14 protein-coding genes and 1 tRNA gene are annotated in these 13,886 nt (G+C 55.5%); 11 read left to right on the forward strand and 4 right to left on the reverse strand.

Annotated elements, in window-relative coordinates:
* Positions 1–2: 2 nt before the first annotated feature.
* The 9 genes from AB8846_RS09355 to AB8846_RS09395 all read left to right on the forward strand — a co-directional run bounded on the left by AB8846_RS09355 (position 3) and on the right by AB8846_RS09395 (position 7,232).
* Entirely contained in the window at positions 3–440 is a 438-nt protein-coding gene (locus AB8846_RS09355) for a tail fiber assembly protein (protein ID WP_370732568.1), read from the forward strand.
* Positions 441–830: 390 nt separating this feature from the next.
* Positions 831–2,018, forward strand: a complete 1,188-nt coding sequence (locus AB8846_RS09360; protein WP_370732569.1) for a phage tail sheath protein — start codon at positions 831–833, stop codon at positions 2,016–2,018.
* An 11-nt stretch (positions 2,019–2,029) separates the two neighbouring features.
* Entirely contained in the window at positions 2,030–2,548 is a 519-nt protein-coding gene (locus AB8846_RS09365) for a phage major tail tube protein (RefSeq protein ID WP_023309235.1), read from the forward strand.
* A gap of 56 nt (positions 2,549–2,604) precedes the next feature.
* The gene (locus AB8846_RS09370; RefSeq protein WP_029741760.1) at positions 2,605–2,913 is read left to right on the forward strand and encodes a phage tail assembly protein; all 309 of its coding nucleotides are present in this window, start codon (positions 2,605–2,607) and stop codon (positions 2,911–2,913) included.
* Between the two features lie 32 nt (positions 2,914–2,945).
* Entirely contained in the window at positions 2,946–3,065 is a 120-nt protein-coding gene (locus tag AB8846_RS09375; protein WP_023616176.1) for a GpE family phage tail protein, read from the forward strand.
* A complete protein-coding gene (locus AB8846_RS09380; RefSeq protein ID WP_370732570.1) occupies positions 3,058–5,337 on the forward strand; it encodes a phage tail tape measure protein in 2,280 nt (759 codons plus the stop codon). Before AB8846_RS09375 ends, AB8846_RS09380 begins: the two co-directional genes overlap by 8 nt.
* 11 nt (positions 5,338–5,348) lie before the next feature.
* Positions 5,349–5,813 carry a phage tail protein gene (locus AB8846_RS09385; protein ID WP_370732571.1) on the forward strand — a complete coding sequence of 155 codons (465 nt, stop codon included), beginning with the start codon at positions 5,349–5,351 and terminating at the stop codon, positions 5,811–5,813.
* Positions 5,810–6,964 (forward strand): phage late control D family protein, encoded by a 1,155-nt coding sequence (locus tag AB8846_RS09390; protein ID WP_370732572.1) that lies wholly within the window; start codon positions 5,810–5,812, stop codon positions 6,962–6,964. The genes AB8846_RS09385 and AB8846_RS09390 overlap by 4 nt, the downstream gene beginning before the upstream one ends.
* A 67-nt stretch (positions 6,965–7,031) precedes the next feature.
* Positions 7,032–7,232, forward strand: a complete 201-nt coding sequence (locus AB8846_RS09395; protein WP_159514931.1) for an ogr/Delta-like zinc finger family protein — start codon at positions 7,032–7,034, stop codon at positions 7,230–7,232.
* 82 nt (positions 7,233–7,314) lie between these two features.
* Here the strand turns inward: AB8846_RS09395 and AB8846_RS09400 are convergent.
* Positions 7,315–7,390 (reverse strand) — tRNA-Ile (locus AB8846_RS09400).
* 125 nt (positions 7,391–7,515) lie between these two features.
* Here AB8846_RS09400 and mug point away from each other — a divergent pair.
* A complete protein-coding gene (mug, locus tag AB8846_RS09405) occupies positions 7,516–8,022 on the forward strand; it encodes a G/U mismatch-specific DNA glycosylase (RefSeq protein ID WP_029741755.1) in 507 nt (168 codons plus the stop codon).
* Between the two features lie 530 nt (positions 8,023–8,552).
* Here mug and rpoD read toward each other — a convergent pair.
* The 3 genes from rpoD to rpsU form a co-directional block, all read right to left on the reverse strand.
* The gene (gene rpoD, locus AB8846_RS09410) at positions 8,553–10,400 is read right to left on the reverse strand and encodes an RNA polymerase sigma factor RpoD (RefSeq protein ID WP_023333459.1); all 1,848 of its coding nucleotides are present in this window, start codon (positions 10,398–10,400) and stop codon (positions 8,553–8,555) included.
* A gap of 153 nt (positions 10,401–10,553) precedes the next feature.
* Positions 10,554–12,299, reverse strand: a complete 1,746-nt coding sequence (gene dnaG / locus AB8846_RS09415; RefSeq protein WP_370732573.1) for a DNA primase — start codon at positions 12,297–12,299, stop codon at positions 10,554–10,556.
* 115 nt (positions 12,300–12,414) lie between these two features.
* The gene (gene rpsU, locus AB8846_RS09420; RefSeq protein ID WP_001144069.1) at positions 12,415–12,630 is read right to left on the reverse strand and encodes a 30S ribosomal protein S21; all 216 of its coding nucleotides are present in this window, start codon (positions 12,628–12,630) and stop codon (positions 12,415–12,417) included.
* Between the two features lie 236 nt (positions 12,631–12,866).
* Between rpsU and tsaD the strand changes: the two genes are divergently transcribed.
* Positions 12,867–13,880 (forward strand): tRNA (adenosine(37)-N6)-threonylcarbamoyltransferase complex transferase subunit TsaD, encoded by a 1,014-nt coding sequence (gene tsaD / locus AB8846_RS09425; RefSeq protein WP_032650276.1) that lies wholly within the window; start codon positions 12,867–12,869, stop codon positions 13,878–13,880.
* The last annotated feature ends 6 nt before the right edge of the window (positions 13,881–13,886 follow it).

The raw sequence follows: 13,886 nt of genomic DNA on the forward strand, positions 1-13,886 counted from the left end.
TTATGCATAGTCAGTTATTCAGCAATAAAACGCGCGGCTTTTATCCGATAAAAAGTCTGCGCTATTACAAGTCTGTTAACGCTCTGCCGGATGACCTTGTTCGGGTCAGTGATTCAGAACATGAAAAATTTGTCGGCGCTGCCCCCGTTAACTGCGCCCCCGGTTACAACGTCGAGAGCAAACAGATGGAGTGGGTCACTGTAAGCGCACCGGTCAGAACACCAGAAGAAACCCTCGCAGCTAATCGCAGAGAGCTATTGAGCAGGCAACGAGAGGCGGCGGTTAGCGCTTTTCCGCTGCAGTCTGCAGTTGATTTGGGGATTGCCACCGAGGAAGAAAGAATACAACTGGAAGAACTGAAAAAATACGTTGTTGAACTGACGGGGGTTGACCTCATTACGCCTGACTGGCCTAAAGCTCCCGAGTGGATATCTGTTTAAACTGTCTTTTATTATAAAGAAAAGGCCCGCATTACGCGGGCTATTTCTTATTTGTAGGGGCGTCCCTCATATTCTTCTGTTCTATCACCGACAAAAAATTTCAACCAGCAATAACCCAAAATCCATCATGCAGTCAGAAAGCCTGTTAACCAGAGTAAAATTGTCATAACCATCGTTAATGGCGCAACGATATCGATAATATTCAATCATTAATCATGGTTATCGACGATCAATGACTCATGATTTATCGCTCAAAACGGTCGGTCACCTTTCCCGCGCGGGTCAACCACTCACTGTGCGTTGTGCTGTCTTACCTCCAACGGCATTACGTTTCATACCTCCTTCGCCCAAGAGAAAATAGCCTCACCACTAAACGAAGGAGTTAACCGGATGGGCGACTATCACCACGGCGTGGAAGTTATCGAAATCAACGATGGCACCCGCACCATTTCCACCGTCTCGACGGCAATCATCGGCATGGTCTGTACGGCCAGCGATGCTGACGACAAGACATTTCCTTTAAACGAGCCAGTGCTCATTACCAACGTGCAAAACGCGATTGCGAAAGCCGGCAAGGCGGGGACGCTGTCCGCTTCTCTGCAGGCGATCGCCGACCAGTGCAAACCGGTTGTCGTTGTTGTTCGTGTGGCCGAAGGTAGTGCAGAAACCCCGGAAGAGGCGCGCAAGCAAACCGTTTCCAACATCATCGGTACCACCGATGAAAACGGTAAATATACCGGCCTGAAGGCGCTGCTGACCGCGAAAACGGTAACCGGCGTTAAGCCGCGTATTCTCGGGGTACCGGGGCTGGACTCTCAGGAAGTGGCGACCGCACTGGCCGCCATGTGCCAGAGCCTGCGCGCGTTCGGCTATGTCAGCGCGTGGGGCTGTAAAACCATTTCTGAAGCGATCGACTACCGCAAAAACTTCAGCCAGCGCGAGCTGATGGTTATCCATCCTGATTTTCTGGCATGGGATACCACCACGAACGCAACGACGACGGCCTGGGCTACCGCCCGCGCGCTTGGCCTGCGCGCCAAAATCGACCAGACAATCGGCTGGCATAAAACCCTGTCAAACGTTGGCGTCAACGGCGTTACCGGCGTAAGCGCCTCAGTCTCCTGGGATCTGCAGGAACAGGCTACCGATGCGAACCTGCTCAACCAGGCTGGCGTTACCACGCTGATTCGCAACGACGGCTTCAAATTCTGGGGTAACCGTACCTGTTCTGACGACCCGTTATTCGTCTTTGAAAACTACACCCGTACCGCGCAGGTGCTGGCCGATACCATGGCGGAAGCGCACGCGTGGGCGATGGATAAACCCATCACGCCAACGCTTATCCGCGACATCGTTTCCGGTATTAACGCCAAGTTCCGCGAGCTGAAAACCAACGGCTATATCGTCGACGGCTCCTGCTGGTATGACCCTGAGTCGAACGATACATCAACCCTGAAAGCGGGGAAACTGTATATCGATTACGACTACACCCCTGTCCCGCCGCTGGAAAATCTGACCCTGCGCCAGCGCATCACCGATACCTATCTGGCAGACCTGTCAGATTCGGTTAACAGCTAAGGAGCTGAAGCATGGCGTTACCACGCAAACTTAAGTATCTGAATATGTTCAACGATGGCCTGAGCTATATGGGCGTTGTTGAGTCTGTGACCCTACCGAAGCTTACCCGCAAGCTGGAGAAGTATCGCGGCGGCGGTATGCCGGGCTCGGTCTCTGTCGACCTCGGCCTGGACGATGATGCCCTGGCGCTGGAGTGGACCGTTGGCGGTCTGCCGGACGCCGCGCTGTGGGCGCAGTATGCCTCTCCGGGCGCGGACAGCGTGCCTCTGCGCTTTACCGGCTCTTATCAGCGCGATGATACCGGCGAAATCTCCGCCGTCGAAATCGTCATGCGCGGCCGTCATAAAGAGTTTGATGGCGGTGAAAACAAGCAGGGCGAGAGCGGCACCACCAAGATGTCCACCGAATGCGCTTACTACCAGCTGACCATTGATGGCAAAGAGATCATCGAAATCGACATCATCAACATGGTGCTCAAAGTCGATGGCGTCGATCGCCTGGCAGAACACCGTAAGGCCATCGGCCTGTAACCCTTTAACCGGCCGGGATTACCGGCCGGTGAGTTAACTTTCTGAAGAGTAACGAAATGGAAAATATCAACGAGACCGCCATGAACGAAAGTGAAAACCCACATATCGTCACGCTTGATAGCCCCGTTCAGCGCGGCGAGCAAAAAATTGAAAAGGTAACGGTTTCTAAACCCAATGCGGGGACCCTGCGTGGGGTATCGCTGGCATCGCTGGCGCAATCTGACGTCGATGCGCTGATTAAGGTGCTGCCGCGAATGACCTCCCCGGCGCTGACCGAGCATGAGGTGGCGCGCCTGGATGCCTGCGATCTGCTCTCTTTTGCAGGTAAGGTGATCGGTTTTTTGTCACCGGCTTCGGCTCGCTGAAATTTCCCGAAAATGTGTCGGTCGACGATCTGATGGCGGATATCGCGGTGATCTTTCACTGGCCGCCGTCAGAACTGTACTCCCTTAGCGTGACCGAACTCCTCTTATGGCGCGAAAAAGCGCTGCAGCGAAGCGGAAACCACCATGAGTAATAATGTCAGACTTGAGGAGCTGCTGAAGGCAGTCGACCGGGCAACCCGACCGCTTAACGCTCTCCAGAACGCCAGCCTCACTCTCGCGAGCGATATCCGCGATGCGCAGACGGCGCTGGGGGCACTCGATGAACAGGCGGGGCGTATTGACGGCTTCAGGAAAGCAAACGCCCAGCTCACCGTGACGGAGCAGTCGCTTGCTCAGGCGAAACAGCAGGCAGCGGCGCTGGCGGTGCAGTTTAAAAACACGCAAAACCCCACCCAGGCACAGGCTGATGCGCTGACTGCAGCCCGAAAATCGGCGGCCGACCTTAAGCTTGAGTACAACAGCTTACGCTACTCGGTACAGCGTCAGCGCACTGAACTCGCTCAGGCGGGAGTCAACACGCGCACGCTCTCGTCGGATGAGCGTCGTTTGCGCACCCACATCAGCGAAAAAACGCAGCAGCTTAACCGACAGCGTGATGCGCTGGCCCGCGTCAATCAGCAGCAGGAGCGGCTGAGTAACGTTCAGAATCGCTACGAGTCAGGCAAACGCGTTACCGCGCGGGTGCGTCAGCTTGCGAATGCAGGCGTGGGCATGGCAAAAGCGGGCTTTGAACAGACGTCCCGGTTTATGGCGCCTGGCATCAGCTTTGAAAAGCAGATGTCGGCCATTCAGGCAAACCTTGGTCTGGCGAAAGGGGATCCCCGGCTTGAGGCGATTCGCCAGCAGGCGCGGGAGGTCAGTGCCAGGACCGGAGTCCCTGCAGATACGGTCCTCCGGGCACAAACCGAACTGACTCGTTCAGGCTATGACGCCGATGGGCTGCTTGCGGCTACCGCGCCAACGGTCAACCTCAGCCTGGCGGGGAGTGTCGACGCGGCTAACGCGGCCGATATGATCGCCAGTACTCAGGCCGCGTATAGCCTGGCCGATGCGGACGCGGGACGCATCGCAGATGTGCTTACGCGCGGTTTTACCTCTTCGAATACCAGCCTCGCTGAGATGGTGGCGGCCGTCACCTCTGCTGCGCCCGCTGCGGGTGCATCCGGTATGGGGCTTGAAGAGACCACCGCGCTGCTGGGCGTTCTGGCGGAAAAAGGAATGAAAGGCGCCGCCGCCGGGGACGCGCTCAGCGCGATGTTACGCCATGTTCAGACTCCGGATGCCATAAAAGCCGCGGGGGCGCTGGCTTCCGCTGCGGGTGATGGATCGCTTGATGAAAAACGCCAGCAGTTGCAGGGGGCAAAGGGCAGTACCGCGATTGCGGCGTCCGTGCAGACCGACAATCTTGACGGCGATATCAACCGATTCCAGGCCGCGTGGAACGGGTTGAAGATTGATGTATTTGATAAAGCGGATGGCGCTCTGCGCAACCTGATAACAACCGCAACCGGCTGGCTTGGCACGGCCTCTCTTTGGGTGAATGCCAACCCTGAGCTGACGCAGACCCTCGCCAGCATCGTTGTCGGCGCCCAGGCGTTCTCTGGCGTACTGGGTGGCGTAGGCACGGTTGTCGGCCCGGTTCTGACGGGCGTCAATATGGTTATTACCGCGGCCGGGATGTTGGGAACGGTATTCAGCGTGGTGGGCGGCGCCATCATGACGGTGCTGGGTGCCCTTAGCTGGCCGGTAATTGCCCTTGGCGCGGCGATTGCTGCCGGTGCCTTACTGATTTTTAAATACTGGGAGCCCATCAGCGCCTTCTTTGGCGGGGTGATGGAAGGGCTTTCGACGGCTTTCGCACCGCTGGGTGCGCTGTTCTCACCGGTGATGGCGGTGTTTGACGCTATCTCGGAGAAGCTGGGTGGTATCTGGCAATGGTTCACCGACTTAATCACGCCGATCAAGGCGACGCAGGAAACGCTGGATGGCTGTAAAAACGCTGGCGTGATTTTTGGTCAGGCGCTGGGCGATGCGTTAATGGCACCGCTTGATCTCTTTAACAGCCTGAGCGGGAAGGCCAGCTGGCTGCTGGAGAAACTCGGTCTTATCAAAAACGAGTCGGGCGATCTCGACGCCGCTGCGGCAAAAGCAGAAGCAGCATCTTCACCGGCGGGCAGCGCTTATATTCCGGGCGCGGGGATCTCTGGCGGCAGCCTGGGGTATCAGCCGACCATCGCTACAGGAGGACGCTCTTACGTCGATCAGAGTAAAAGCGAATATAACATCACGCTGCAGGGGGGCACGGCCTCCGGAACGGATCTGACGCGTCAAATCCGGGAGGTAATAGATAACATTGAACAGGATAAAGCGAGACGGCAGCAATCCAGCTTTACGTATGGTTGAGGAGAGAGAAAATGTTAATGGTGCTGGGTCTGTTTGTCTTTGAACGACGAACCTTACCGTATCAGTCAATGATATTCACAAAAGACTACCGCTGGGCATCCAGCTCTCGCATCGGGAAACCCAAAGCCTGGCAGTACCTTGGCGAAGGTGAGACATCCTTTAGCCTCTCCGGCTTACTTTACCCGGAACTCACGGGAGGACGGCTTTCTCTCAAGGCGGTTGAGCTGATGGCGAATGAGGGGCGGGCATGGCCGTTGATAGACGGTACCGGCATCATTCACGGCATGTTTATCATTGAGAAAGTCACGCACACGCATTCGGATTTTTACAGTGACGGTACCGCCCGAAAAATTAATTTTACTCTGGAGCTTAAACGCGTGGATGAATCACTGATGGCAACGTTTGGCGACCTGCGAACGCAGGCCTCAGAGCTGGTGGAAAGCGCACGGAATAGCATTGGAGGGCTGGTGGGATGATCGCCGAAATGAATATCCGGGCGGGTGGAAAAATCGCCCCTGATTTTATGCTTAAGCTTGACGATCGTGATATCACGCAAAATTTCAGCCATCGTCTTATCAGCCTGACCATGACCGACAAACGGGGGCTGGAAGCCGATCAGCTGGATATTCAACTGGATGATTCCGACGGGCTGCTGGACTTGCCTGCCCGGGGGGCAAGGCTGTCCTTATGGCTGGGATGGGAGGGAACCCCGCTCGAGGAGAAAGGGGACTTTACGATTGATGCGATTCAATTCCAGGGCGCCCCGGACACGCTGACCATCCGGGGATTCAGCGCAGATTTTCGTGGAAAGCTAAACGTGCGGCGCGAACAGTCGTGGCATGACACGACGATTGGCGCGATAGTCGATACTATCGCTCAGCGTAACCAGTTGACCGCCAGCGTCGCGGCGGGGCTAACATCCATCGCCATCTCTCATATTGACCAGTCTCAGGAGACTGACGCGGCGTTTCTCTCCCGCCTTGCCGAACGTAATGGAGCATTTGTTTCAATCAAAGCCGGGAAGATTATCTTTATGAAAGCGGGCCATGCCGTGACGGCCAGCGGCGCTCCGCTTTCCTTAATGATGATTGAACGTGGGGATGGCGATAAGCACCTTTTTTCCGTCGCTGACCGTGAAAATTATTCCGGCGTAACGGCCAAATGGCTGCAAACGCGTGACCCCAAACAACAAAATCCTCAATTGAGTATTTTTCGTCAGCCAGGAGGGCAGCCGACAGAAGGACTGCAGCACCCGGAAGCCGCCGCACCGGTAGCGGAAGCAGGTGGCAAGGAGCAGAAACCGCAAGAGAGGCTGGTGGGATCGGCGGAAAACGTATTTGAGCTCACTACGGTTTATGCTTCTGAAGAGCAGGCGCTCAGGGCCGCAGAGGCGAAGTGGCGTGCGCTTCAGCGGGGAACCGTGGCGTTTTCCATCCAGCTTGCGCTGGGGCGCGCCGATCTGTTCCCCGAAACGCCGGTGCTGGTAAACGGTTTTAAACGCGTCATTGACGAGCAGGCGTGGATCATCAGCGAGGTGGTGCATACCCTTAACGATAGCGGATTTACCACGCAGCTTAAGCTTGAGCTGAACGTCACCGACGAAAAATTTACGGTTGATAGTGAGTAATGTAGTTGCTATTGGTTTTATTTTGGGTATTATTAATTCACAAAATGTGAATCAAGTGGAGGGGTACATGTTTCATTGTCCTAAGTGCAAGCACTCTGCGCATGCGCGTACCAGTCGCTATCTAAGTGAAAATACCAAAGAGCGCTATCACCAGTGCACCAATGTGGACTGCAGCTGTACGTTCGTGACGATGGAGTCCGTGGAGCGCCTGATTGCGACTCCCGCTGCGTCTGAGCGTGTCCGAACGGCTTCGCTGAACCACGGTTAGCGGCTGCGTCACCGGCTCAAAAAAACCAATAAAAAAGCCACTCAATTGAGTGGCTTAATTATATGATTCTAAAGCTAAAATTTGGTGGCCCCTGCTGGACTTGAACCAGCGACCAAGCGATTATGAGTCGCCTGCTCTAACCACTGAGCTAAGGGGCCGTGGCGGTGAATTATAAAGTAACTCCCCGCAGCAATCCAGCCATTCACACCTGCCTGCTGTTTTTATAAACAACGCATAATCAATCCTTTATACTTCCCTGACGATGTATCGAGCGGGAGTAAAGATGATCAACGATATTCTGGCCCCAGGCCTGCGGGTGGTGTTCTGCGGAATCAACCCGGGTAAGTCCTCGGCGCACACCGGTTTTCACTTCGCCCATCCGGGGAATCGCTTCTGGAAGGTGATCTACCAGGCCGGGTTTACCGACAGGCTACTCAAGCCCGAAGAGGAGCAGCATCTGCTGGACACGCGCTGCGGGATCACCATGCTGGTCGAGCGGCCTACGGTGCAGGCAAGCGAGGTCAACCTGCATGAACTGCGCAGCGGCGGGCGGGAGCTGATCAAGAAGATAGAGGATTATCAGCCGGCCGCGCTGGCGATCCTCGGCAAGCAGGCCTACGAGCAGGCGTTTAGCCAGCGCGGAACGCAGTGGGGCAAGCAGAGCATCATGATTGGCGTTACGCAGGTATGGGTGCTGCCGAACCCGAGCGGGCTCAACAGGGCGACTCTGGATAAGCTGGTGGAGGCGTACCGGGAGCTGGATGAGGCGCTGATGGTGCGGGGGCTATAATCCTCTGCGGCCTGATGCCCTCACCCTCTCCCCACATGACTGAGGGATCCCCACAACGTTATGGCAGCACGGAACAGTCCCCTCGCCCCTCTGGGGAGAGGGTTAGGGTGAGGGGAATATACGGCCGTGGTGGTCATTCCGTTCACTTTATGTTCTTTGCTACTCTTTAACGACATGGCCTGTGAACGTGCCAGGGTGGCTCAGTCGCCACCACCCTGGCGACCCGGGCTCCCGGCGGTAAATCGCCGCTTCGCGGTGCCCTCAGCTTATTCCTTCCGGCTTATCGGGGACGGGCGGAGGTAACGTCCCTGTAAAACCCGCCCTCTCGGCGCAACCATGCGCCTCGCCCCGGCCTGCAGGAAACGCCTCAGCGATTTACAGCCGGACTAGGGCATCGCTGAAAGTCTTCACTCGTTCTGAAACAAGGTTATTGCTTCTGCTTATAAATTACTGGGGATCCCTCTCCCACAGGGAGAGGGAATAAACAAAAAAAAAGCTCCCGATTGGGAGCTTTTTGCTGTTTACCTGGATTAGTCGTCCAGGAAGCTACGCAGCACTTCAGAGCGGCTTGGATGACGCAGCTTACGCAACGCCTTCGCTTCGATCTGACGGATACGTTCGCGGGTAACGTCGAACTGTTTACCCACTTCTTCCAGCGTGTGGTCGGTGTTCATATCAATACCGAAACGCATACGCAGGACTTTCGCTTCACGGGCGGTCAGGCCAGCCAGAACGTCGTGCGTCGCAGCACGCAGGCTCTCGGTGGTCGCAGAGTCCAGCGGCAGCTCGAGGGTGGTATCCTCGATGAAATCACCCAGATGCGAATCTTCATCATCACCGATTGGTGTTTCCATGGAGATTGGCTCTTTGGCGATCTTCAGCACTTTACGGATCTTGTCTTCCGGCATCAGCATGCGCTCGGCCAGCTCTTCCGGCGTCGGCTCGCGGCCCATCTCCTGCAGCATCTGGCGGGAAATACGGTTGAGCTTGTTGATGGTCTCAATCATATGCACCGGAATACGGATGGTGCGCGCCTGATCCGCGATAGAGCGGGTGATAGCCTGACGGATCCACCAGGTTGCGTAGGTGGAGAACTTGTAACCACGACGGTATTCAAACTTATCTACCGCTTTCATCAGACCGATGTTGCCTTCCTGAATCAGATCCAGGAACTGCAGACCACGGTTGGTGTATTTCTTGGCGATAGAGATAACCAGACGCAAGTTCGCTTCAACCATCTCTTTCTTCGCACGGCGGGCTTTCGCTTCACCGATGGACATACGACGGTTGATGTCTTTAACCTGCTCGATGGTCAGCCCGGTCTCTTCTTCGATCTGCTGCAGCTTCTGCAGACCACGATAGACATCGTCCTTCACGTCGTGCAGTTTTTCAGACCACGGCTTGTTCATCGCGATAGCCGCGTTGAACCAGGTTTCGCTGGTTTCGTTGCCGGTGAAGAGGGTGATGAAGTTCTTCTTCGGCATTTTGCACTGCTCAACGCACAGCTTCATGATGATGCGTTCCTGGGTGCGTACGCGATCCATCATCACGCGCATGCTGTTTACCAGGTAGTCGAACTGTTTTGGCACCAGGCGGAACTGTTTGAATACTTCAGACAGCTTCAGGATCTCTTCCTGAGCGGCGGCATGGCTGCGGCCTTTCGCTTTGATGGTGTCACGCGTCACTTCGTACTGGGTACGCAGCTCGGCAAACTTCTCACGCGCCAGCTCCGGGTCGATGCTGTTGTCATCGTCCGCGGTGTCGTCGTCGCTCTCTTCCTCATCTTCGTCTTCGTCATCATCCATCTCTTCCTGAGACAGTTCAGAACCGACGTGAGTGGCGGTAGGCGCCATATCTTCTTCAGCGTTCGGGTCGACAAAACCGGTGATCAGGTCAGACAGGCGCGCTTCTTCCGCTTCAACGCGATCGTACTGCTCCAGCAGATAGGTGATCGCTTCCGGGTACTCGGCAACAGAGCACTGAACCTGGTTGATCCCGTCTTCGATGCGTTTTGCGATGTCAATTTCGCCTTCGCGGGTCAACAGTTCAACGGTACCCATTTCGCGCATGTACATGCGGACCGGGTCAGTGGTACGCCCGATTTCAGATTCCACGCTGGACAGTACCTGTGCAGCAGCTTCTTCCGCATCTTCGTCAGTGTTGTTGGAGGTTTCAGCCAGCAACAGATCATCGGCATCCGGTGCTTCTTCCATCACCTGAATGCCCATGTCATTGATCATTTGGATGATATCTTCGATTTGATCTGAATCGACGATATCTTCCGGCAGATGGTCATTGACCTCGGCATAGGTCAGATAGCCTTGCTCCTTACCACGTTGGACAAGAAGTTTCAGCTGTGACTGCGGGTTTTGCTCCATAAGACGGTATCCACACTTAATTCGTTTGATTGGTGTCGGCGATGGGGCTGCCAACCTTTAAAGCGAGGGCGTACTTATATTTTTGCCGCTGCCTCTCAGTGCGGCTGCCGGGGGCTTCCCGATCGATATTCGGCACTTAAGCCGTTAAATTTTTTATTTCTTCGCCAGTTCCTGGTTAATCATCCAGAGCTCCCGGCGTTCTTCGCTGCTTAAACCGTGTGTGCGCTCGCGAGCAATCAACTCTTCCTGGCGCAGCTCAAGCATCGAATCAAACATATGGTTGAGTGAGTCGGTGAACGTTTTTTCTGCAATATCCTTATCTGCTATATCGTCCCACATCGACAATTTTTCAAGGGTAGCGGCCTCTTTTGTGCCGCGATAGTGCTCTAAAAGTTGTCCGGTGGTCAGACCTGGCTGAGACAAACACGTGTTGACCAGTTCTGAAAATAAGCCAAGGCCGGGCAATTTTTCGTGGTTCAAACCCGCCAGCGACGGCACCTGCGGTGCAAGCTCGGGATTTTGTACCAGCAACCCTATCAGTATACGCATGGTTGTGCGTTTTAGCTGAGGCGCGGGGCGAACCGCGCCGTTTTCAGCCAGTTTAGGCATTAAACGTTCAAGCTGGCTGTCATCCAGAATGCCGAGCTTGTTGCCTAGCTCCTGACGCAGATAGATGCGCAGCGTTTCGCCGGGCACCTGGCTGATTAACGGCAGCGCCAGCGTACTGAGCTGCGCGCGCCCGTCAGGGGTACTCAAATCGACCTGCGGCATCAGGCTGTTAAACAAAAACGTGGAGAGCGGCTGAGCCTGCTCCATCCGCGCTTCAAACGCCGCTTTGCCCTCTTTACGCACCAGCGTATCCGGGTCTTCACCGTCGGGCAGAAACATAAAGCGTAGCTGACGCCCGTCGGTCATGTAGGGGAGCGCGGTTTCCAGCGCACGCCAGGCGGCGTCGCGTCCTGCGCGGTCACCGTCATAACAGCAGATGACGTTGTTGGTCACCCTAAACAGCAGTTGAATATGATCGGCGGTGGTGGACGTACCTAACGACGCAACCGCGTAGTTGATGTCGTACTGCGCCAGTGCCACGACGTCCATATAGCCTTCGACGACCAGAAGACGCGGAGGTTCCGCATTATTCTGCTGCGCCTCATAAAGACCGTACAGCTGGCGGCCCTTATGGAAAATATCGGTTTCCGGGGAGTTGAGGTACTTCGGCAGGGCATCACCCAGCACGCGACCACCAAAACCAATTACCCGGCCACGCTTGTCGCGGATCGGGAACATGACCCGTTCGCGGAAGCGGTCGTAGCTTCGTCCCTGGTCGTTGGTGACCAGCATGCCTGCATCGATGAGAGACTTACGATCTTCGCTATTGCCGCCAAAACGCTTTAACACGTTGTCCCAGCCGGGCGGGGCGTAACCAATAGCGAAACGCGCAATGACATCGTCGCTCAGTCCGCGCTTGTTCAGATACTGACGCGCAGGCTCAGCCGCAGAGTGCTTAAGAGACTGTTGGTAAAACGAATTCAGGCCATCCATCAGTTGATACAGCGTTTGCCGTTGATGGCGCTCGATCTGACTTGGCCCACTGCCTGCTTCATACGGCACTTCAAGGTTATGCATCGCCGCCAGCTCTTCGACGGTTTCAACGAACTCGAGCTTGTCGTAGTTCATCAAAAAATCGACGGCATTACCGTGTGCGCCACAGCCGAAGCAATGGTAGAACTGCTTTTCACCGTTTACGGTGAAGGAGGGGGTTTTTTCGTTATGGAACGGACAGCACGCATGGTAGTTCTTGCCCTGCTTTTTTAGCTTTACCCGCGCGTCGATGAGATCGACGATGTCGGTTCTGGCAAGCAGGTCATTGATGAAAACGCGTGGGATTCTTCCGGCCATATGCCCCAAAATTTTAAGCGACTTATAAACGAAAACAAGCCGCGCATTCCTTCCGGAAGCACGGCCTTACGACTATTACTCTGTCTGTCAATTGAGGGCTGAGGCCCTCAAACAATTAGTACAGACGAGTACGGCGTGCGTTTTCGCGAGCCAGTTTCTTCGCGTGACGTTTCACAGCGGAAGCTTTAGCGCGCTTACGTTCGGTCGTTGGTTTTTCATAAAACTCACGACGACGAACTTCAGCCAGAACACCTGCTTTCTCGCATGAACGTTTGAAGCGACGCAGTGCTACGTCGAACGGCTCGTTTTCACGTACTTTAATTACCGGCATGTAACTCTCACCTTTAATAAATTCGGTTTGCCGCTGGCATCAACGCCAGCTTATTTCAAAATGGTGCGGAATTTTACTGCAAATGCTGCTGCTTTGTAAAGCACCGATGCGATTTTGAAAGGGACTTTAATAAGGGTGAGGAGTATACACGAGCCTTCTTCCTGGGGCGAACAAAGTTTTACATCAACCCGCCCAGGCTCTACACTGCGCGGTATTGAAACGAGGTAAAACAAGTCATGCGTGTACTGGGTATTGAAACATCCTGCGATGAAACCGGCATCGCCATTTACGACGACGAAAAAGGGCTTCTGGCCAACCAGCTGTATAGTCAGGTGAAATTGCACGCTGACTACGGCGGCGTCGTACCTGAACTGGCCTCTCGTGACCACGTGCGTAAAACGGTTCCCCTGATTCAGGCGGCGCTGAAAGAAGCGGGATTAACGGCAAAAGAGATTGATGCAGTGGCGTATACCGCTGGCCCGGGCCTGGTTGGCGCGCTGCTGGTTGGCGCGACGGTTGGCCGTTCACTGGCGTTTGCGTGGGATGTGCCGGCAATCCCGGTTCACCATATGGAAGGGCACCTTCTGGCGCCGATGCTGGAAGAGAATCCGCCTGAATTCCCGTTTGTTGCGCTGCTGGTCTCCGGCGGCCATACGCAGCTGATTAGCGTAACGGGCATTGGCAAGTACGAGCTGCTGGGCGAGTCGATCGACGATGCCGCCGGTGAAGCGTTCGATAAAACCGCCAAGCTGCTGGGGCTGGATTACCCGGGTGGCCCGATGCTCTCCAAAATGGCGTCGCAGGGAACGGAAGGGCGCTTTGTCTTCCCGCGTCCGATGACCGACCGTCCGGGGCTGGACTTCAGCTTCTCCGGGCTGAAAACCTTCGCGGCGAACACGATCCGTAATAACGATGACAGCGAGCAGACCCGTGCCGATATCGCCCGTGCATTCGAAGACGCGGTAGTCGATACGCTGATGATCAAGTGCAAGCGCGCGCTGGATCAGACCGGCTTTAAGCGTCTGGTGATGGCGGGCGGCGTCAGCGCTAACCGCACGCTGCGTGCGAAGCTCGCCGAGATGATGCAAAAGCGTCGCGGGGAAGTGTTTTATGCCCGCCCGGAATTCTGTACCGATAACGGCGCGATGATCGCTTATGCGGGTATGGTGCGCCTGAATGCGGGCGCAACGTCCGACCTGAGCGTGTCCGTGCGTCCGCGCTGGCCGCTGGCGGAACTGCCTGAGGCGTGAACGGCT

Source organism: Enterobacter sp. KB-221C9 (genome assembly GCF_041320715.1).
Lineage (GTDB): Bacteria > Pseudomonadota > Gammaproteobacteria > Enterobacterales > Enterobacteriaceae > Enterobacter > Enterobacter asburiae_D.

Bases quoted from the DNA above. Each gene is read 5' to 3' on its own strand.
- AB8846_RS09355 (WP_370732568.1), top strand. From the start codon at position 3: ATGCATAGTCAGTTATTCAGCAATAAAACGCGCGGCTTTTATCCGATA.
- AB8846_RS09360 (WP_370732569.1), top strand. From the start codon at position 831: ATGGGCGACTATCACCACGGCGTGGAAGTTATCGAAATCAACGATGGC.
- AB8846_RS09365 (WP_023309235.1), top strand. From the start codon at position 2,030: ATGGCGTTACCACGCAAACTTAAGTATCTGAATATGTTCAACGATGGC.
- AB8846_RS09370 (WP_029741760.1), top strand. From the start codon at position 2,605: ATGGAAAATATCAACGAGACCGCCATGAACGAAAGTGAAAACCCACAT.
- AB8846_RS09375 (WP_023616176.1), top strand. From the start codon at position 2,946: ATGGCGGATATCGCGGTGATCTTTCACTGGCCGCCGTCAGAACTGTAC.
- AB8846_RS09380 (WP_370732570.1), top strand. From the start codon at position 3,058: ATGAGTAATAATGTCAGACTTGAGGAGCTGCTGAAGGCAGTCGACCGG.
- AB8846_RS09385 (WP_370732571.1), top strand. From the start codon at position 5,349: ATGTTAATGGTGCTGGGTCTGTTTGTCTTTGAACGACGAACCTTACCG.
- AB8846_RS09390 (WP_370732572.1), top strand. From the start codon at position 5,810: ATGATCGCCGAAATGAATATCCGGGCGGGTGGAAAAATCGCCCCTGAT.
- AB8846_RS09395 (WP_159514931.1), top strand. From the start codon at position 7,032: ATGTTTCATTGTCCTAAGTGCAAGCACTCTGCGCATGCGCGTACCAGT.
- mug (WP_029741755.1), top strand. From the start codon at position 7,516: ATGATCAACGATATTCTGGCCCCAGGCCTGCGGGTGGTGTTCTGCGGA.
- rpoD (WP_023333459.1), bottom strand. From the start codon at position 10,400: ATGGAGCAAAACCCGCAGTCACAGCTGAAACTTCTTGTCCAACGTGGT.
- dnaG (WP_370732573.1), bottom strand. From the start codon at position 12,299: ATGGCCGGAAGAATCCCACGCGTTTTCATCAATGACCTGCTTGCCAGA.
- rpsU (WP_001144069.1), bottom strand. From the start codon at position 12,630: ATGCCGGTAATTAAAGTACGTGAAAACGAGCCGTTCGACGTAGCACTG.
- tsaD (WP_032650276.1), top strand. From the start codon at position 12,867: ATGCGTGTACTGGGTATTGAAACATCCTGCGATGAAACCGGCATCGCC.